The following is a 17505-nucleotide window of genomic DNA, read 5'->3' on the forward strand; positions in this document are numbered from 1 at the left end:
CAAACGACTACACCGGTTTGTCGGCAAGTTGTAGCAAGCGTCGCCGCCGGCCTGGGGAGTCAGGCCGGTGGAGGGCGCCAGGTGTTATTTATTTCATTAGCTGGACTTTATTTCACATAGGAGAAATACATCATGGCAATCAGTCTGCAAAAAGGCGGCAACGTCAACCTGAGCAAGGAAGCCCCCGGCATCTCGAAAATGATCATCGGCCTGGGCTGGGATGCCCGCGCCACCGACGGCGCCGCGTTCGACATCGACGGTTCCGTGTTCCTGCTGAAGGCCGACGGCAAGGTACGCGCCGACGTCGACATGATTTTCTACAACAATCTGAAATCGAGCGACGGCTCCGTCACCCACTCGGGCGACAACACCACCGGCGCCGGCGATGGCGACGATGAAACCGTCATCGTCGACCTGGCCACCGTGCCAGCCGAGATCGACAAGATCGCCGTCTGCGTGACGATACACGATGCCGAAGCGCGCAAGCAAAACTTTGGTATGGTATCGAAGGCTTACGTGCGTTGCGTGAATGCCAACGGCAACACGGAAATCGCCCGCTTCGACCTGTCGGAAGACGGTTCGGCGGAAACGGCCATGGTCTTCGGCGAAATCTACCGCAATGGCGCGGATTGGAAATTCAAGGCCATCGGCCAAGGCTACAAGGGCGGTCTGGGCCCGCTGGCAGCATCGTTCGGCGTCGGCGTTTAAGTTGTAAATATCAGGGCGATCCGCAGTGCGGGCCGCCCCCATCATTACCAAGTTGAGGAAGGAACAGTCAGATGCCAGTTTTCAATATTACCGGGGACGTCGACCCGTTCCTGCATGTGTCGCTTGCCAAGGGCGAGAAGATTTATTGCGAATCCAACGCGATGGTGATGATGGAAACCAATCTTGAGCTGAAAGGCAAGATGACTGGCGGTATAGGCGCCGCGCTGATGCGCACCTTTGCCAACGGTGAATCGTTCTTTCAGCAGCATATCGAGGCCATGCGGGGCGACGGCGATTGTCTGCTGTCGCCCACCTTGCCCGGCGCGATGCGGGTGCTCGAGGTTGGCGCCCAGCAATACATGATCAGCGATGGCGCCTTCGTGGCAGCCAGTTCTGGCGTGGAATTGAAGGTGCGCACGCAAAGCCTTGGCAATGCGCTGTTTGCCCAGAGCGGTGGTTTTTTCATCACCGAGACGGCAGGCAGCGGCCAGTTGGCGGTGTCCGGTTTTGGCGCGATGTCGATACTGGAAGTGACTCCTGGCAAGGACGTGGTGATCGATAACTCGCATGTCGTGTGCTGGGATAACCGCCTGCAATACGAAATTTCCATGACGACCGGCAGCAGCGGCGGCTTTCTGGGTAATTTGATCAATAGCCAGACCAGCGGCGAGGGCATGGTGCTGAAGTTTTCAGGCACGGGGAAAATTCTCGTGTGCTCGCGCAACCGCGCGGCCTTCCTCGCCTGGACGCAAAGCAAGCCGGCGTAATCAAGCAGTAACTAACTCAACAGGAGCAATGCGTATGTCTGTCAATTTGAGCAAAGGCCAGAAGATTTCTCTGGACAAAGAAGCTGGTGCCACCCTGACCCGTATCACCATGGGCCTGGGCTGGGATGCCGTCAAGACCAAGGGTTTCCTGGGCTTCGGTTCGAAGACCGAAGCCGTCGACCTGGACGCCTCGTGCGTCATGTTCGACGAAAACAAGAGCACGTCCGACATTGTCTGGTTCCGTCAGCTGAAAAGCAAGGATGGCAGCATTGTCCACACGGGCGACAACCGTACGGGCGCGGGCGATGGCGACGACGAACAGATCAATGTCGATCTGTCGACAGTGCCGGCGCACGTGAAAAGCCTGGTCTTCACCGTCAACAGCTTTACTGGCCAGAACTTCTCGCAGGTGGAAAACGCCTATTGCCGCATCTTGAATGCCAGCAATAACCAGGAAGTCGCGCGTTTCAACCTGTCTGTGCAAGGTTCCCACACGGCACAGATCATGGCCAAGTTGTACCGCCATAACGGCGAATGGAAGATGCACGCCATCGGCGAAAACGGCAACGGTCGCACGTTTGACGACTTAATGCCGCAAATTGCCGTGCATCTATAAACGTCAGGCCAAATCTGCTGCGCGCCGCGATTTGCGGCCTGTGATGCTCACTGTGCCTTCGCACAGCTGCGCTTCTCGGCCACAACTCGCATTCGCTCGCGACGATTTTGCCAGACGTTGTTAAGGAGCAGTACGCAGCGGGCGGGGGACGGACCGGATACCGGCCCTTGTCCGCTGCTCTAAGTTTAGGAGAGTATGTCGTGATGCGATTGCTGATAGCCTTGCTATTTCCGTGTCTCACGTTTTTCATGCTGGGGCGCCCGCTGGCCGGTGCCGCCGCCTTGATCTTGCAGTGCACTGTGATCGGCTGGGCGCCGGCGGCCCTGTGGGCCCTGTACACGGTGAACCAGCATAAAACGGAGCAGGAACTGGAAGGTGCGTTAAGCCGCAGCTACATGCGCAGGCGTAGTCGGTTGATTTAAATCAGCCGGGCGCTTGGAATCCTTGCGCTAATGACACTCACGAGTAATCGTGCGTGTCATTTTTTTTTGTGCGCCCAGCATGGGCGCACTCTTGTGGGTGAAAGTCCCGCCGCGAGCTGGCCACAGCGAACGAAGTGAAGCGCAACTGCGGAAAGGCGAACGACCGTGGGGAGGAAGCGTAGAGCGAAACTGCGAGCCGATGGACAAGAACCGGATAGAAGGCGTTGCTGATCAGGGCGAGCAGGCAAGCAACCGCGAAGCTCTTGTGGCCAAGGATCAGGCGGCGTACATCCGGCGGTTGTGCAGGGAAGGAGTGCGTTCTTGCCTGGGGAGATCTCGCCTCGCGCCTGAAAGGGCGACGGTGGAAACCGGAGCGAGAAGTCAGCAGAGGCCGTAGTAGTCGGGGGGGCTGGGCTGGGAAGGCCGAAATCCCAGACAAAGGGCCGATGGAGCGGGAGGGTGAGTCTACCTGACCATCTGAGATGGATAGGCTTCAGATGCCCGGAAGATGAATATGGGCGTCATGTTCGGGTATAGACATGCCGACCTCAACCGTTTCAAACGCCCGGTGCGGACCCGCATGCCGGGTGGTGTGGGAGGGGGGCGGTCATTGTGGCCGCCCCCTATCCCGATATGCCGCGTACCACGCGGCGCAATGCGCTGGCGCAGCAAGCTGGCACTGCAAGCCCGCGCTTTTTTTATTTGGATGGGTCGTTGCTTTCCTGCAGTTCCACCACCTTGCCATCTTCCCTGACGGTGCTGCCGTCGAACACCACCGTCGAGTGTCCGCCCATCATGGGCAGCGTCAGCGTGACCTTGTCGCCATCTTGCGCGTAGGTTCCCTGTGCGGAACAGGTGCCGAATTCAGGCGTGGCCCGCACGCCCGAACGGTCGGCGATCAGGAAGTAAAACAGGGTTTCGCAACTGTTGCCACGGCCACCGCTGCTGGCCATCAGGATGTATTCGCGCTGCTCAGGCAATTTGAACACGCGCACAGGTTTTTGCCAATGCGCATCGTCACCGCTGAACAGGAGCTGCTCATTGAGGGCGATGCCATTTTGGCCATTCTGCATTTCCACTTTCGACAGCTTGCCAGCCACCGTGTCCAGCGGCGTCGGTAGCCCATCCGCATTGCTGTCCAGCGAACCACTTTCCGTGTGGGCCGCTGGCAGCGCAGCCATTGCCACGCTGGCTGCCTGACTCTCGTTGGTGCTGGCAAGAATGGCTGCCATTTCCGTGTTCAACTGATCGTCTGCGGCACTTTGAGTACGGCCTGTGTACACCGCAGCGCCGATGCCAACCAGCACGCCGATCACGCAGCTGGCAATCAGGATACCCACGGCCCACTGCGACCACTTTTTCTGCACGCGGTTGAAATGTTCAACGCTCTGCCACTGTCCATTTTTCCAGGCCATTTCGCGTCCCTTGATACCCAGCCAGATGGCGACGCCGAAACCGACATAGGGAATCAACGCCAGCAGGCCGATCCACGTGCGATTGCCCACGGCCCAGATCCAGTTCAGCAGAAATGCGCCCCAGCTCCAGCCTTTAATGCCATCTGGCAAGGTATCGGCGATGGAGGGCAATGCCGCTGCAGGCTGAGTGGCGCCAGCAGGGGACGCTATACCGCAGCTTCTGCAGAATTGTGCGCTATCGTCATTGCTTTTTGTACCACATGCACTACAAAACATTTTGATCCTTTTAGTGTTGGGATGGCTAGCCACAGCCGGGGGATTTTCTACGGTGCCAGCATGCCGATCAATGCCAGAAACGAAATCGATGACAGCACCACGGCGGTAATCGCCATCTTCTTTCCTGCAATGTAGTTTTTGATGCTAATGGCGCCAAAGACGATGCCGGCCAGCGAAAAGAGGAAAAGGCCCAACATCATTTCCTGGTCCATGGCTTCATCGCTGAGCAGCGCGAGGACGCAGAGTATCCCCGACACTAGCGCTACTATCGCCATCCAGACCGGGCCTTCGCTTGTCGCCGTCGGATGCAGGCGTTGTACCCCGCCGCAGTGCGGGCAGGTAGGGGCCGATTCGTGTATTTGTTTTCCACAGCAGGTGCAAAAGATCATTGTTCTTCCATCATGAATTCCTGGTGCCGCTTGCATTGCAATGGCAGGCAAAGTGTATTGGCACGCTTGCAGCGTCATACCGGTAGAGCGCAGGGGCAGCCGTAAGCTGCATTAATTAGAAAATATTTCCAGCGGGAAATATGATAACAAATATACTTATGGGAAATGTATCGAATACTCACAACGGGGAGCGAAAGGAGGCTTCTGCAACTAGCCGGTGTTGCTGCAGCGCGCCGGCGATGGGCGTACGTGTACCGCCCATGTGGCCAAGTGTGGGCAATTACTGCTTATTTCTTGCAGCGTATCGGCACATTCACAGAATTGCCATCCGAACTCAGGTTGCGGTACTGTAAATCTTCGCTTTCGATGGCAAAGCGGGGCACGGCGTGGATATAGCGCTGCTTGCAGACGGTGTCGTCATTGATCAGCCGACCCGCCAGCATGTAGTCGCACAGGGCGAAGCGCGATTCTTCGTCGTCGAGGATCAGCACGCGCGCGGCGCTGTACAGGGCCGCTTGCAGTACGTCCGGGCTGCAGTTTTCCGGACCCGTCAGCTTCAGATGGGTTTTTGTCTGCGTGGCCAGGCGTTGCAGCTTGACCAGGGCGGCACGCTCTTCCTTGCGCGCCCCGTCGACTTGCGCATCGCTGCTGGACAGGCGCAGCGCCAGCGAGGCGATTTGGTCGATGGAAATATGCCAGGCAAAACCTTCCAGCCGCGTGCGTATCTGGCCCGGCAAGGGATCGGCCGCATCGACTTCGCAGCGGTACTGGCCCAGATGGGGCCGGCATAGCACGGGAATGGCAAAGGCGGAAGTGCGCTTGCCTTTGACGAATTTCTGGCTCAGGTCGCCAAAGTTTTCATGCGTGATGGTATCGAAGCGGGCTTGCCCAAAGCCCAACTTGACGAGGTTTTCCTTGCGCTGGCGCGAAAACAGGGCGTCGACGGCATCGTAGATATTCTTGTTGAAGATACGGTCCAGCGGCTGGCGTTCGTCCGACATCTTTTCAAATACGGCGCTGGAATTGGGCGCGTTGGCATCGATGGAAATGAGGATGAAGGGTTTGCTGTTCAGGCGCGGCGGCACGACGGCCATGTCGTTGCCATACAGTTGCGTCAAGGCCACGTCCCACAGGGTTTCCACGCCCAGGTTGTCGGCCGCGCCGCCGTCGAACAGGTGTACGTAGGACGGCGATTCGCGCGACTCGGAGCCGAGTTCCGGCACGAAACTGTTTTTCGGCCGGAAACGCTCGAAGGTGACGGAATCGAACACGCCAGGAAAGGCGGCCGAGGTGGCCACGGCCGTGGCCAGGCGGATATCCTGGATCGGCGAATGCAGGGTGCCGTAAAAATACTCATAGGAAAGCACCACGCGCTTGCCGCCATCGGTGGCGTCCGTCGCGTTGGCCAGGAAGATGGGGCCGTCGTGCGGCAAGTCCTGGTAGGTTTTCTTGTCGTACAGCACATCGTCAAACACGTCGGACAGGAACGAGGTGCGCGTCTTGTTCGTCAACAACATCGTTGTCAGGTTGGCGGGTTTCAAAATGGTCTGGCCGAAGAAATCCGTTTTCAGTTTGCTGCGCAGCAAGGGCCAGTCCGTTTGCTTGCCATGCAACGCATAGTAGCCGCCCGCGATGGCGCCGCCCGAGACGCCGGAGATGGCCGAGGCGCCGCTGACGAGGCCGAACTGCTCCAGCTGCTCCAGCGAGGCAGCCGAGAAATTGGCCGCGCGGCTGCCGCCGCCGGACAGGGCGATACCGATGAAATGGTCGCTGGGCATGGGATTCTGGATGCGCGCCTTGGGCGCGTCAATGCGCAGGCGCGGTGTTTCCTGCACAGCAAACGTGCGGTTTTCGACACCGCTGTTGGGGCGCAGGGCGAGTACCGTGCAGCCGCTCAGCAGTGCAAGCAGGAGAAAGGGTAGGAACAAGCGTGGATGCATGCGTGATCTGTGCGTAGTCATGGGTTGGGATACGGACGGAAACGTGTGCGATTCTAGCAAACTTGCTGGTGCTTAACACATGAAGCTGGACGCAGCAGCGCTCCCGGTCGCTGCGTGAATCACGCGGCTCGCATCATGGATCCACGAGAAAAGATCGATGACAGGTGGATGGCCAGCGGCTTGCTCCCAGCAGGGCGCGGAGTGCGCTTTAATGGCGCAGCATGACGCCCGTGGCGATGCAGCCGGCGATCGCCAAGCCCATGGTCAGGCTAAAAGCTGCCATCAGGAGTGCCCAGCGGCAGATAGTGGCGAGTTTGCCGCTCGGATACACGCGCCACATGGCCCAGGGCAGATAGGCGAGCAGCCAGGCGCCGAGCGCGAGGCGGGCAATCTCGACGGGGATCAAGTTCATCAGTGCCATCGTGATGAAAGCAAAGGCATTCGTGTGCAGGGCAAACAGGAAATGCTCGCCATAGTGGCACCCGCTGCCCAGATAGAGGATTTTCAGATACACGGCAAACAGCGGCATCAGGCAGAACATGGCATATGGCGCGTAATGGAAAAAGCTTTCCACCATGAGCTTTTGTTTCTCGGCGTCGGGCAGTTGCACAAAGTGCTGCCACTGGCGCGGCAGCGTAGGGGGCTGGCCCAGCTGCGTAGCTGTATCTGCGCCGGGCTGTTTTCGAGGGTCTGGTGGAGGCCTTGGGCGCTGACCTGGCCTGCTTCGCTGTCGACGGGAAGCAGCAAGTCGCCGCTGCCGAACTTGAGGATGGCAAAGAACAGGATGCTGAAGGTCAGGTACACCCGCAGCGGCTCGACGTAGCGCACGCGGCGTCCTGCGATGTATTCATTGCTCAGCGCACCCGGACGAAATAGCAGCAGCGCAGGCGGCCTGGCATGGGCCGATGCGCTGGAACGCCTGCCGCTGGCGTGGACTTATCTGCCATCGCTGAACGCCCGCATCCCCGTGTTTGCGCGAGGAGCAGGCGCATGTTCGCCGTGATTTTTGAAGTCTGGCCCAACGCCGAAGGACGCCAGCAGTATCTGGATCTGGCGGCGGCGCTACGGCCCTTGCTCGATGATATCGATGGTTTCATTTCCATCGAACGCTTCAGCAGGCTGAGCGAGCCGGGTAAATTGTTGTCGCTCTCGTTTTTCCGCGACGAGGCGGCGCTGGCCCCGTGGCGGCAACAGGCGCGCCGCCAGTCGCCAGCGCCACGATGCCTGGCGTTTAGCGGGGCAGCGCGCCCTGCGTGATCTTCACCTTGACCCGGTAGGTGGGTTCGGCCGCGTTGAGGGCGGGCGGCGTGGCCGGGTCGACGTCGAGCAGGGTGAACGTCAGGTGGTTGACGGTGACGGAACTGGCGGCGCCGGGCATGGAGTCGGACAGCACGATATCCGTGGCGCCCGCGCTGTTGAGCAAACTGAAACTGTAGCTGACGTAGCCTTTCCACACGCACACGGCCCCCTTGCGGCAGCGGCTGTCGTTGACGCGCTCCAGTTTCAGGGTATCGGTGGCCGTGATGGCGACCTGTTCGCCCGGCGAGAGCACGTGGGTGACGCTGCGCGGCGTGTTTTCCGCGTCGCCGGCGCTGCCGGCCGCGCCGCAGCCGGCCAGCACGGCCAGGCAGGCGATGAATATGGGTAACAGCCAGCGACGATAGGAGTCATGGAGGTAATGCATATTTTTCCTTTCAGATGGAGCTTCCCCGACGCGGCGTGCGCGCAAGAGATGAAAATGATAATAACAAAATGATATTTTTCCGGCGCACTATTGGCACGCTGCGGATGAATTGACGCGCCGGCCACGCGGCGCGCCGATTACTGCGTAGAATGGCTGTTTTGAAAATCAGGAAACAACCATGAAAAAAACTGCTCTGGCGAAAAGCGATGCCAAGAAACTGATGGGAAAGATGAATGTTCCCGGCGCCGGCGCATTCGGTAAGGAAGCGGTGGTCGTCGACCGCCGCGAGCAGCGCAAGCGCGATCAGGCTCTGGGCCTGGTGCCATTCGCCGTCAAGCTGAACAGCGATCTGGTCTTGCAATTGCAGACCCTGGCCAAGGAGCGCGACGCGGATCTGAATGAATTGGTCGCCGAGCTGATCACCAAGGGCTTGGCTGCAGCGTAAGGGCTGACAATGTTTATCTGTTGATAAACATTAAACTGTAAAACTAAAAGGCGCCTTGCGGCGCCTTTTGCATTGCGACCTTGCTTGTGCTTACACGTAAGAGGCCAGCGCGCCCTTCATTTTTTTCAGCGCCGCTACTTCGATCTGGCGGATGCGCTCGGCCGATACGCCGAACTCTTCTGCCAAAGCGTGCAGGGTGGCGCCGGAACCGTCGTCGTTGGCCAGCCAGCGTGCTTCGATGATGCGGCGCGAACGGGCGTCCAGCTTGCCCAGGGCCGTTTCCAGGCCTTCCGATTGCAGGCGCGTGACTTGTTGCGCTTCCAGCACCTTGGTCGGCTCGCTTTGCTCCGACGACAGGTAGGCGATCGGCGAAAACTTGTCGTCTTCATCGTCGGTGGGCGATTCCAGGGCGATGTCGCGGCCGCTCAAGCGCGTTTCCATCTCGATCACTTCTTCGCGCTTCACGTCGAGCAGCTTGGCCAGCGCATCGATCTGCTTCGGCGTCATCGCGTCCAGGCCCGTCTTGTGGCTGCGCAGGTTGAAGAACAGCTTGCGCTGGGCCTTCGTCGTTGCGACCTTGACCAGGCGCCAGTTTTTCAGGATGTACTCATGCATCTCGGCTTTCACCCAGTGCATGGCGTACGACACCAGGCGCACGCCCTGGTCCGGATCGAAACGTTTCACGGCTTTCATCAAGCCGATATTGCCTTCCTGAATCAGGTCGGCATGCGGCAAGCCATAGCCCAGGTAGCCGCGGGCAATCGAGACCACCAGGCGCAGGTGCGACAGCACCAGCTCTTGCGCGGCGGCCAGGTCATTTTTTTCGCGCAGGCGTTTCGCCAGCGAAATTTCTTCGTCGTGGGTCAACATGGGCAGGCGGTTCACGGCCGAGATATAGGCGTCGATATTGCCCAGATTGCCAGTGAACCCGAGGCCCAGCGCATTATTTTTGGTCGGAACCAATGCGGACGTTGCGGACATCATAGTCATGTTTTCTCCCTCGTAGTCTTGCTTTGTTCCAGTTGGCCATGTCACGCGACGTGGCCTGATTGTCTGTTCGGTTTTGCGTATTCGGTCTTGCACTTTGCAGATCGCGGCTCCATCTATATCTGGCGCTCATGGCGGTTCTGCGGTTGGTATGCGCCTATATTAGCACTCTCTGCCTGAGAGTGCCAATCAGCACATTTAATCGTCCTGATAGCCTAAATACTATGGCGATTTTCTAGTTGATAATTTATCTAAAACACGCGGCCAGGGTGCATGGACACTGCAGTGTGCACCTGTTTGGCCGCGCCTGAAAGGGCCGCACGCTTCTTTACGACAATGGACATAGTCTACGGCCGCAAGCTGAAGCTAGCCTTAAGAATACTTGCTAAATATCAAGATAGCCACGGAATGCGGTGGATGCTAAAAAAACAAGGTGAGGGTGAGGCGTATGGCGACGCCTGGGGCGCCGCCATGCGAGGGAAGGTCAGTTCAGGCGCGCCAGGTGGCGCTGCACGCAGAGGAAGGCGCCGATCAGGCCCAGGCCGGCGCTGACGGCCAGCAAGCCAGCCATCGGCAGCGGCGCCAGCGGCACCAGCTGGAATTCGGACGCATACAGGCGGGCAAACTCGGCAATCGCGGTATTCAGCGGCTGCAAGGCCAGCGCCACGGCGCCCAGTGCCAGCGCACCGGCGCACAGGCCCAGCAGGGCACCCGTGTAATAGAAGGGGCGGTGGATGAAGGTGTCGGTGGCGCCGATCAGTTTCGAGATGCTGATTTCATCGCGCTGCTGCATCACTTGCAGGCGGATGGTATTGAAGACCACGGCGATCACGGCTACGCCCAAAGTGATCGCCAGCAGCAGCAGCACCAGGCGCAGCACGCCGAGCAGGGCCGCCAGGCGCTTGACCCAGGCCGAATCGACTTGCGCCGATTCCACGAATGGCAGCTGGCGCAACTGTTCCGCCACCGCATCGACATCCTGCGCTTCGCTGGCGCTGCTGAAGGCATCGAGTTTCAGCACATAGCTGTCGGGCAGGGGATTGTCGCCCAGGGTGCTGAGCACGTCGGCCAGGCCGTTCTTGTTTTTCAGGGTGTCGAGCGCCTGTTCGCGCGGGATGAAGACAATCTTCGCCTTTTGTGCGCCCACGATCTTGCGCATGGCGCTGGCCAGGGCCACGGCTTGCTCGCGCGGCGTGTCGATCTTCAGGAAAACGCTGATTTCCGGGTCGACGGACATCTGCTCCGACATGGGGCGCACATTGTCTAGCATGGTCAAGCCGGCGAATGGCAGCGACAGGGCGATGGCGACGACGAGCACGTTCAATAAAAAGCCGCCCGGCGACTTGCGCAAATGAATCAGCGCCGAACCCAGGGCGAAGCGGTGTTGACGGAACCAGCCTCTCATGCCTGCTCTCCCTGCGCGTCGTCCGGGCCAGGTGGCGGGGCGAAATCGGGATCGGGCGGCGCGAAGACGGGCGCCTGCGTGGCCTTGTCGATGGCCACCAGCTGGCCGTTTTTCAGGTGGATCACACGGGCGGCGGCGTCGAGCATCTGTTCGTCATGGCTGGAAATGAGGCAGGTCACGCCCACCGAATGAAACGCTTTCAGGGCGTCGAGCACCTTGTTGGCGCTGGCGCGGTCCAGGTTGGCCGTCGGTTCGTCGGCCAGGATGATCTGCGGCCGGTTGACGATGGCGCGCGCGATCGACACGCGCTGCTGTTCCCCGCCCGACAGCGACAGCGGACGCGCCATGGCGCGGTCCAGCAATCCCACTTTGTCGAGGGCGGCGCGCGCGCGCTGCTCGGCGGCAACTTTATGCGCACCGACGACCAGCAGCGGCAGCATGACGTTGGCCAGGATGGAACGGTCGTTGAGTAATTTTTGCTGCTGGAAGATCAGGCCCATGTTACGGCGCAAAAAGGGCACGCCGGCCGGCTTGATCTTCGCCATGTCCTGGCCATTGACGATCAGCTTGCCCGACGTGGGGCGTTCCATGGCGGCGATCATTTTCAGCAGGGTGGATTTGCCGGCGCCGGACGGGCCGGCCAGAAACACCAGCTCGCCTTTGGCAATACTGAGCGAAATGTCGCTGAGCGCCACGGCATCGGAGGAGTATTGCTTGGAGACGTGCTGAAATTCAATCATGTATAGGCTTATCCGAGCAGCGCTTCGACAAATTCGGCAGCCACGAAAGGCTGCAAGTCTTCAATTTTCTCACCGATGCCGATGAAATACACGGGCACGGGACGCACGCGGGCAATCGCCGCCAGCACGCCGCCCTTGGCGGTCCCATCCAGCTTGGTGATCACCAGGCCGCTCAACTGCAAGGCATCGTCGAACGCTTTTACTTGCGTGAGGGCATTCTGGCCCGTGTTGCCGTCGATGACGAGCAGGGTTTCATGCGGCGCGCCCTCCATGCCTTTGCCGATCACGCGCTTGATTTTTTTCAATTCTTCCATCAGGTGCAACTGTGTCGGCAAGCGGCCGGCCGTGTCGACCATCACCACGTCGATGCCGCGCGCTTTCGCCGATTGCACCGAGTCGTAGGCCACGGCGGCCGGGTCGCCCGATTCCTGCGAAATGACGGTGACGTTGTTGCGCTCGCCCCAGACCATCAGCTGCTCGCGCGCGGCGGCGCGGAAGGTGTCGCCCGCGGCCAGCAGCACCGATTGATTGTTCGACTGCATGTGCTTGGCCAGCTTGCCGATGGTGGTGGTCTTGCCGGCGCCATTCACGCCGGAAATCATCATCACCAGCGGCTTGTGGCGGCCCAGCTCGAAGCGTTTTTCCAGCGGGCTCAGGAGGTCGATCAGCAGCACTTTCAGCGCGGCCTTGACGGCGGCGGCGTCGAGCAACTTGTCTTCCTTGACCTTTTTCTTTAATTCCGTGAGCAGGAATTCGGTGGCGTCGATGCCCGCGTCCGACATCAGCAGCGCTGCTTCCAGCTCTTCGTACAGGGCGTCGTCGATCTTCGCGCCGACGAACAGCACGGATAAAGTGTTCGAGGTTTTCGACAGGCCGGCCTTCAGGCGCGTCATCCACGATTTTTTCTCGGGTTCGGCAGCCACGATCACGGGCACGAGCTCGGCCGGCGCGCCGCTCAGGGGCGTGGCGGCAGGCTGCGGTGCAGGCGACGTGGCGGCAGGAAGAACGAGGGGCTCGGCTGGTGCAGCCTCGGGAGCGATGGGTTTTTTCTTGAAGAAACTAAACATGGATGTGTGGTGGCGGGTGCTGACCTAAGGCCCGGCGGCGCCGGACACTGTTGTTACGGGCTATTCTACCAGAGCGCGCCCGGCACTTCATGCTTTACTGTTCGATTGGCAACATTGCGCGGCTATCCACGGAGATCGCCGCAGTTGCCGCGCTTTCCGGCCGGTTCAGTGGGTTTGCAGGGCTTGCGCCTGATGGCGGCGGCGCCAGTCGGCGATGCTTTCGTCGACTTGCCGCAAGTTCAGCACCTGCAGGAAGGGCGGCGGTTGCTTGTTTAGCACGGGACTGCGTCCGCCAGCCCACAATTCTATGCTTGGTGGCAAGCTTGCGTGCAGCTGCTGCAGGCTGTCGCGCGTCTGCCGTTGCTTGCTGGCGCTGGAAAACGACAGCGCCACGATGTCGGCCCGCTGCGCGCGGGCGGCCGCGACGATGTCCGTGAGCGGCGTTTCCACCCCCAGCGACATGCAATGGGCACCGGCCGCCGCACACAGCGCTTCGGCCATCAGCAACCCCAGGCCATGACGCTCCTGCGGCAAGGTACTGAGGACGATGCGCGGCGTGCGCGTGGATGGGCTGCTTGCCTGCGGCAGGGAAAAAATGGCATGGCGCATCACCGTCTGCAAGGTTTCGCTATATAGATGCTCTTCATATATGGCCAGGTCGCCGCAAGCCCACGCTTCGCCCACCATGGCGGTTAGGGGCGCGATGACGTCGATGGTGAACGCTTTCAAGCCCAGCACGGCCAGCGCATGGCGCAGGGCATCGCCCAGTTCCGCCATCTGGTGGCCACGGCACAGGGCCAGGTAGTGTTCGAGCTGAGGTGCCCGGGTTGACGGCGCCGCGTTGCCGGCGCTGGCCAGTTGCTGCAGTTGCACGGTACTGTGTTGCATGATTTTTCCCGGACGAAATCCGAGGTCCAGCAGGCGCTTGACCATGCGCAACTTCTGCACTTGCTCGGCCGGGTAGCTGCGCTCGCCAAAGGCGTCGCGCTTGGGCTGGGGAAAGGCGTAGCGGCGCTCCCACACGCGCAAGGTTTCCTTGGCCAGTCCGGTATCGCGTTCGACATCGCTGATGCTGAAGGCGGAAGTGGGTTGCAGGTCAGTATCCATACCAGGGTGGCTTTGCTCGCTTGCGGAAGAACGTGGCTTGCATTTTACGCCTTCCGCCGCCCCTTACCAACTAGCTGAATCCGATTAGAAATTGCCGACGTATAAGTTTGTGAACGGCTGAGGGCACTCATTGACATAAATCAATATTTCATCGATTATTCATGAGGCTCGTTTTGTCCAGGACAAACTTAACACAGGTGTATTCATGAAAATTGCCGTCGTCGGAGCAGGAATTGCCGGTTTGTCGTGTGCCTACCGGCTGGCGCAGGCGGGCCAGGACGTCACCTTGTACGAGGCGGGCAACTATTTTGGCGGTCACAGCCATACGGTGGATGTCACGCTCGATGGCGTCACGCATGGCGTTGACACGGGTTTTCTCGTGTTCAACCACGCCACCTACCCGCACCTGGTGCAACTGTTTGATGAACTCGGTGTCGAGGCGGCCGACAGCGACATGTCGTTTTCCGTGAAAATGCCCTTGGGCACCACGCCCGATGCCCGCGTGCTGGAATGGGCGGGCGCCAATCTGGACACCGTGTTTGCCCAGCGCAGCAATCTGCTGCGCCCCGCCTTCTTGCGCATGCTGCGCGACATCCTGCGCTTCAACCGCCAGGCCAGCGCCCTGGCCACGGCCAGCTTGCCGGCGCCGGCCATGTCGCTGGGCGAGTTTCTCGACCTGCATGCCTACGGCGACGAGTTCCGTCACTGGTATCTGCTGCCGATGGCCGCCTGCATCTGGTCGTGCCCGGCGCGCCAGATGCTGGCCTTTCCTTTGGCGACGTTTATTCGTTTCTGCCACAACCATGGCTTGCTGCAAGTGAGTGACCGCCCGCAATGGCGCACGGTACGGGGCGGTTCGCGCATGTATGTGGAAAAACTGCTGGCGGGCATACCGCAGCAGCGCCTGGCGTGCCCCGTGCTGGCCGTGCGCCGCCAGCCGCACGGTGGCGCGCGCATGGTCGAGTTGCATACGGCCGCCGGTGTCGAGCATGCCGACCACGTGGTGCTCGCTTGCCACAGCGACCAGTCGCTGGCCCTGCTGGCCGATATTCGCGACGACGAGCGCTGTGTGCTCGAAGCCGTGCGCTACCAGCCCAATCGGGCCGTGCTGCATACGGACGTGTCCTGCCTGCCGCAGCGCCGTCGTGCCTGGTCGGCCTGGAATTACCAGGGCCGGCCGGCCGCGCAGGGCGAGGCGCCGCAAGTATGCGTGCATTATTTGCTGAACCAGTTGCAGCCGCTGCCATTCAGTACGCCCGTTCTCGTGTCGCTCAATCCGCTCGACGAGCCCGATCCGGCGTCCATCATCGACGAATTTTCGTATGCCCACCCAGTGTTCGATGGCGCGGCCATTGCCGCCCAGGCGCGCCTGGCCGGCTTCCAGGGCGCGCAGCACACGTGGTTTGCGGGCGCCTGGACGGGCTATGGCTTTCATGAAGACGGCTTGAAGTCGGGCCTGGCGGTGGCAGAAGCGTTGAACGGCATGGCGTCGGCGGAGCTCGGTCATGCCGCGTGATCCCTCGCCGCCCGTGCCGCCACAGCCCCAGCTGTGCCTGGGACGGGTGCGCCATGCGCGGCTACGCCCGCGTCCGCATGCTTTTAGTTATGGCATGTTTTATCTGCGCCTGCCCTTGCGCAGCATGGGCGCGCACGACTTTCCTGCCCGCCTGATCTCGCGCAATGGCGCCAACGTGCTTGCCTTCCGCGACAGCGACCATGGCGATGGCACGACGCCGCTGCTGGAGTGGATCGATGGCTTGCTGCGCCAGCATGGCGTGGCCGATGCAGGCGGTGAAATCTGGCTGCAAACCATGCCGCGCATGTTCGGCTATGTCTTCAATCCCGTCAGTTTCTGGTTTTGCCACCGCCCGGATGGCGCGCTGCGCGCCGTGCTCTGCGATGTGCGCAATACCTTTGGCGAGCGCCACCTGTATTTGCTCGAGCAGGGCCACGCCATTGCCTATGGCAGCGAACTGGTCGCCAAGAAAATTTTCCACGTGTCGCCGTTTTGCAAGGTGGAAGGCAATTATCGTTTTCGTTTCCTGCGCAACAGCGACAAGGATGGCGAGCGTCACCTGGCCCGGGTCGATTACGACGACCTCGACGGTCCGCTGCTGCAAACGAGCTTGTCCGGCACGGCGCAGCCGCTGCGCGATGGTGCCATCGCCTGGGCCTTGCTGCGCTACCCCCTGATGACGTTTGGCGTGATGGCGCGCATCCATTGGCAAGCCTTGCGCCTGTGGCTGCGCCGCGTACCGTTTTTCAGCAAACCCCTTCCCCCACAAGAAAAGGTGTCCCGATGAGCTCCGATTCCCTGCCGACCGGCATGCATGCGCGCAGCAGTCCCCCTATCTCGCATGAGCATCTGGATATGCCTGCCACCGGGCGCATGATAGTGCGCCTGCTGGAAAAATTGCAGTATGGCGCCCTGCGCCTGCGCACGCCCGATGGCCGGATCTTGTTGTACGGCGACGCCAGCCACCCCGTCACCCTGGATTTGCACAACTGGCGTTTGTGTTCGGCCGTCCTGCGTTCGGGCGACATCGGCTTTGCCGAAACGTTTATCGCGGGCGACTGGCGCACGGACAATTTACCGGGTCTGATCGAATTGATGATACGCAACCGTGCGCAGATCGAATCGCTGATCTACGGCAACTGGTGGGGCAACCTGGTCTACAAGGTCAGGCATTTGCTCAACCGCAATTCGCGCGCCGGCAGCAAGAAAAATATCCACGCCCATTACGACATCGGCAACGCCTTTTATCAGCTGTGGCTGGACCCGTCGATGACGTATTCGAGCGCGCTGTTCACCGAAGGCGCCAGCCTGGAACAGGCGCAGGGGGCGAAATACCGGCGCATCGCCGACCAGCTGCAACTGCAGCCGGGCCAGCGCGTGCTGGAAATCGGCTGCGGCTGGGGCGGCTTTGCGGAAACGGCGGCGCGCGATTACCGCGCCCATGTGACGGGCCTGACCCTGTCGACCGAACAACTGGCCTATGCGCGCCAGCGCCTGCAGGGCGCGGGACTGGCCAGCCAGGCCGATTTGCAACTGTGCGATTACCGCGACAGCCACGGCCAGTACGACGCCATCGCCTCGATCGAGATGTTCGAAGCCGTCGGTCAGAGCTACTGGCCCGGCTATTTCGCCTGCGTGGCGCGCAACCTGAAGCAGGGCGGACGGGCTTGCATCCAGACCATCGTCATCGCCGACGAGCTGTTCGAGCGCTACAGCAAGAGCACGGATTTCATTCAACAGTACATTTTCCCGGGCGGCATGCTGCCATCGCCGGCCGAGTTTCGTCGCGCCGCCGAGGCGCAGGGCTTGCGTGTAGTGGACGCCTTCAGCTTTGGCCTCGACTATGCAGAAACCCTGCGCCAGTGGCGCGCCAGTTTCCTGGCCCAGCGCACGGCGCTGGAAAAGCAGGGTTTCGATGGCCGTTTCCTGCTGACCTGGGAGTTTTACCTGGCGTATTGCGAGGCCGCCTTCCAGGCGCACAACACGGATGTGATGCAATTTACCCTGATCAAGGACTGACC

20 protein-coding genes and 1 pseudogene are annotated in these 17505 nt (G+C 60.6%); 10 read left to right on the plus strand and 11 right to left on the minus strand.

The window, feature by feature from the left end:
• The first annotated feature begins 132 nt into the window (after positions 1-132).
• The 4 genes from ACQ4WN_RS16920 (at position 133) to ACQ4WN_RS16935 (ending at position 2513) form a co-directional block, all read left to right on the plus strand.
• Positions 133-708 carry a TerD family protein gene (locus ACQ4WN_RS16920; RefSeq protein WP_034784897.1) on the plus strand — a complete coding sequence of 192 codons (576 nt, stop codon included), beginning with the start codon at positions 133-135 and terminating at the stop codon, positions 706-708.
• 71 nt (positions 709-779) lie between these two features.
• Positions 780-1475, plus strand: a complete 696-nt coding sequence (locus ACQ4WN_RS16925) for a TIGR00266 family protein (protein WP_338680854.1) — start codon at positions 780-782, stop codon at positions 1473-1475.
• A 34-nt stretch (positions 1476-1509) separates the two neighbouring features.
• A complete protein-coding gene (locus ACQ4WN_RS16930) occupies positions 1510-2091 on the plus strand; it encodes a TerD family protein (protein WP_436552592.1) in 582 nt (193 codons plus the stop codon).
• Between the two features lie 203 nt (positions 2092-2294).
• A complete protein-coding gene (locus ACQ4WN_RS16935; protein ID WP_436552593.1) occupies positions 2295-2513 on the plus strand; it encodes a YqaE/Pmp3 family membrane protein in 219 nt (72 codons plus the stop codon).
• 698 nt (positions 2514-3211) lie between these two features.
• Here the strand turns inward: ACQ4WN_RS16935 and ACQ4WN_RS16940 are convergent.
• The 5 genes from ACQ4WN_RS16940 to ACQ4WN_RS16960 all read right to left on the minus strand — a co-directional run bounded on the left by ACQ4WN_RS16940 (position 3212) and on the right by ACQ4WN_RS16960 (position 7415).
• Positions 3212-4099, minus strand: coding sequence for a hypothetical protein (locus ACQ4WN_RS16940; protein WP_436552594.1), 888 nt, complete (start codon positions 4097-4099; stop codon positions 3212-3214).
• 152 nt (positions 4100-4251) lie between these two features.
• Positions 4252-4593: a zinc ribbon domain-containing protein gene (locus ACQ4WN_RS16945; protein ID WP_436552595.1), complete on the minus strand. Its 342-nt coding sequence runs from the start codon at positions 4591-4593 to the stop codon at positions 4252-4254.
• 287 nt (positions 4594-4880) lie between these two features.
• Complete coding sequence (locus ACQ4WN_RS16950) at positions 4881-6533, minus strand: patatin-like phospholipase family protein (protein WP_436552596.1); 1653 nt, start codon at positions 6531-6533, stop codon at positions 4881-4883.
• 208 nt (positions 6534-6741) lie between these two features.
• Positions 6742-7143, minus strand: a complete 402-nt coding sequence (locus tag ACQ4WN_RS16955; protein ID WP_436552597.1) for a hypothetical protein — start codon at positions 7141-7143, stop codon at positions 6742-6744.
• On the minus strand, positions 7062-7415 hold the full coding sequence (locus tag ACQ4WN_RS16960) for a DUF3667 domain-containing protein (protein ID WP_436552632.1): 354 nt from the start codon (positions 7413-7415) through the stop codon (positions 7062-7064). Before ACQ4WN_RS16960 ends, ACQ4WN_RS16955 begins: the two co-directional genes overlap by 82 nt.
• Between ACQ4WN_RS16960 and ACQ4WN_RS16965 the strand changes: the two genes are divergently transcribed.
• Together ACQ4WN_RS16965 and ACQ4WN_RS16970 are read left to right on the plus strand one after the other, a co-directional pair.
• Complete coding sequence (locus ACQ4WN_RS16965) at positions 7375-7536, plus strand: hypothetical protein (protein ID WP_436552598.1); 162 nt, start codon at positions 7375-7377, stop codon at positions 7534-7536. The two genes, ACQ4WN_RS16960 and ACQ4WN_RS16965, sit on opposite strands and share 41 nt — an antisense overlap.
• A pseudogene (locus ACQ4WN_RS16970) lies at positions 7524-7727 on the plus strand (antibiotic biosynthesis monooxygenase family protein); the annotation flags it as partial. The gene ACQ4WN_RS16965 and the pseudogene ACQ4WN_RS16970, both read left to right, overlap by 13 nt.
• A gap of 37 nt (positions 7728-7764) precedes the next feature.
• Here the strand turns inward: ACQ4WN_RS16970 and ACQ4WN_RS16975 are convergent.
• Entirely contained in the window at positions 7765-8217 is a 453-nt protein-coding gene (locus tag ACQ4WN_RS16975; RefSeq protein ID WP_436552599.1) for a hypothetical protein, read from the minus strand.
• A 178-nt stretch (positions 8218-8395) separates the two neighbouring features.
• On the opposite strand from ACQ4WN_RS16975, the gene ACQ4WN_RS16980 reads away from it, so the two are divergent.
• Positions 8396-8662: a hypothetical protein gene (locus ACQ4WN_RS16980; protein ID WP_071079406.1), complete on the plus strand. Its 267-nt coding sequence runs from the start codon at positions 8396-8398 to the stop codon at positions 8660-8662.
• 90 nt (positions 8663-8752) lie between these two features.
• Here the strand turns inward: ACQ4WN_RS16980 and rpoH are convergent, their stop codons facing one another.
• The 5 genes from rpoH to ACQ4WN_RS17005 all read right to left on the minus strand — a co-directional run bounded on the left by rpoH (position 8753) and on the right by ACQ4WN_RS17005 (position 13968).
• Positions 8753-9646 (minus strand): RNA polymerase sigma factor RpoH, encoded by an 894-nt coding sequence (rpoH, locus tag ACQ4WN_RS16985; RefSeq protein WP_436552633.1) that lies wholly within the window; start codon positions 9644-9646, stop codon positions 8753-8755.
• A 487-nt stretch (positions 9647-10133) separates the two neighbouring features.
• The gene (gene ftsX / locus ACQ4WN_RS16990; RefSeq protein ID WP_436552600.1) at positions 10134-11054 is read right to left on the minus strand and encodes a permease-like cell division protein FtsX; all 921 of its coding nucleotides are present in this window, start codon (positions 11052-11054) and stop codon (positions 10134-10136) included.
• Positions 11051-11794, minus strand: a complete 744-nt coding sequence (locus tag ACQ4WN_RS16995; protein WP_436552601.1) for a cell division ATP-binding protein FtsE — start codon at positions 11792-11794, stop codon at positions 11051-11053. The genes ftsX and ACQ4WN_RS16995 overlap by 4 nt, the downstream gene beginning before the upstream one ends.
• A gap of 8 nt (positions 11795-11802) precedes the next feature.
• Positions 11803-12861, minus strand: coding sequence for a signal recognition particle-docking protein FtsY (gene ftsY / locus ACQ4WN_RS17000; protein WP_436552602.1), 1059 nt, complete (start codon positions 12859-12861; stop codon positions 11803-11805).
• A gap of 165 nt (positions 12862-13026) precedes the next feature.
• Positions 13027-13968 carry a MerR family transcriptional regulator gene (locus ACQ4WN_RS17005; protein ID WP_436552603.1) on the minus strand — a complete coding sequence of 314 codons (942 nt, stop codon included), beginning with the start codon at positions 13966-13968 and terminating at the stop codon, positions 13027-13029.
• A gap of 205 nt (positions 13969-14173) precedes the next feature.
• Here ACQ4WN_RS17005 and ACQ4WN_RS17010 point away from each other — a divergent pair, with 205 nt between their 5' ends.
• From ACQ4WN_RS17010 to ACQ4WN_RS17020, 3 genes are read left to right on the plus strand one after another with little or no spacing between them, the layout of a single operon-like run.
• Positions 14174-15484 (plus strand): NAD(P)/FAD-dependent oxidoreductase, encoded by a 1311-nt coding sequence (locus ACQ4WN_RS17010; RefSeq protein WP_436552604.1) that lies wholly within the window; start codon positions 14174-14176, stop codon positions 15482-15484.
• The gene (locus ACQ4WN_RS17015) at positions 15474-16271 is read left to right on the plus strand and encodes a DUF1365 domain-containing protein (protein WP_436552605.1); all 798 of its coding nucleotides are present in this window, start codon (positions 15474-15476) and stop codon (positions 16269-16271) included. The genes ACQ4WN_RS17010 and ACQ4WN_RS17015 overlap by 11 nt, the downstream gene beginning before the upstream one ends.
• A 23-nt stretch (positions 16272-16294) precedes the next feature.
• Positions 16295-17503 carry a class I SAM-dependent methyltransferase gene (locus tag ACQ4WN_RS17020; RefSeq protein WP_436552634.1) on the plus strand — a complete coding sequence of 403 codons (1209 nt, stop codon included), beginning with the start codon at positions 16295-16297 and terminating at the stop codon, positions 17501-17503.
• Positions 17504-17505 lie beyond the last annotated feature (2 nt).

Source organism: Janthinobacterium pasteuri, assembly GCF_051380775.1.
Lineage (GTDB): Bacteria > Pseudomonadota > Gammaproteobacteria > Burkholderiales > Burkholderiaceae_D > Janthinobacterium.

What these genes read in the sequence shown, in the direction of transcription:
- ACQ4WN_RS16920 (WP_034784897.1), top strand. Translation starts at nt 133, where the DNA reads ATGGCAATCAGTCTGCAAAAAGGCGGCAACGTCAACCTGAGCAAGGAA.
- ACQ4WN_RS16925 (WP_338680854.1), top strand. Translation starts at nt 780, where the DNA reads ATGCCAGTTTTCAATATTACCGGGGACGTCGACCCGTTCCTGCATGTG.
- ACQ4WN_RS16930 (WP_436552592.1), top strand. Translation starts at nt 1,510, where the DNA reads ATGTCTGTCAATTTGAGCAAAGGCCAGAAGATTTCTCTGGACAAAGAA.
- ACQ4WN_RS16935 (WP_436552593.1), top strand. Translation starts at nt 2,295, where the DNA reads ATGCGATTGCTGATAGCCTTGCTATTTCCGTGTCTCACGTTTTTCATG.
- ACQ4WN_RS16945 (WP_436552595.1), bottom strand. Translation starts at nt 4,593, where the DNA reads ATGATCTTTTGCACCTGCTGTGGAAAACAAATACACGAATCGGCCCCT.
- ACQ4WN_RS16950 (WP_436552596.1), bottom strand. Translation starts at nt 6,533, where the DNA reads ATGCATCCACGCTTGTTCCTACCCTTTCTCCTGCTTGCACTGCTGAGC.
- ACQ4WN_RS16965 (WP_436552598.1), top strand. Translation starts at nt 7,375, where the DNA reads ATGTATTCATTGCTCAGCGCACCCGGACGAAATAGCAGCAGCGCAGGC.
- ACQ4WN_RS16975 (WP_436552599.1), bottom strand. Translation starts at nt 8,217, where the DNA reads ATGCATTACCTCCATGACTCCTATCGTCGCTGGCTGTTACCCATATTC.
- ACQ4WN_RS16980 (WP_071079406.1), top strand. Translation starts at nt 8,396, where the DNA reads ATGAAAAAAACTGCTCTGGCGAAAAGCGATGCCAAGAAACTGATGGGA.
- rpoH (WP_436552633.1), bottom strand. Translation starts at nt 9,646, where the DNA reads ATGATGTCCGCAACGTCCGCATTGGTTCCGACCAAAAATAATGCGCTG.
- ftsX (WP_436552600.1), bottom strand. Translation starts at nt 11,054, where the DNA reads ATGAGAGGCTGGTTCCGTCAACACCGCTTCGCCCTGGGTTCGGCGCTG.
- ACQ4WN_RS16995 (WP_436552601.1), bottom strand. Translation starts at nt 11,794, where the DNA reads ATGATTGAATTTCAGCACGTCTCCAAGCAATACTCCTCCGATGCCGTG.
- ftsY (WP_436552602.1), bottom strand. Translation starts at nt 12,861, where the DNA reads ATGTTTAGTTTCTTCAAGAAAAAACCCATCGCTCCCGAGGCTGCACCA.
- ACQ4WN_RS17005 (WP_436552603.1), bottom strand. Translation starts at nt 13,968, where the DNA reads ATGGATACTGACCTGCAACCCACTTCCGCCTTCAGCATCAGCGATGTC.
- ACQ4WN_RS17010 (WP_436552604.1), top strand. Translation starts at nt 14,174, where the DNA reads ATGAAAATTGCCGTCGTCGGAGCAGGAATTGCCGGTTTGTCGTGTGCC.
- ACQ4WN_RS17015 (WP_436552605.1), top strand. Translation starts at nt 15,474, where the DNA reads ATGCCGCGTGATCCCTCGCCGCCCGTGCCGCCACAGCCCCAGCTGTGC.
- ACQ4WN_RS17020 (WP_436552634.1), top strand. Translation starts at nt 16,295, where the DNA reads ATGCATGCGCGCAGCAGTCCCCCTATCTCGCATGAGCATCTGGATATG.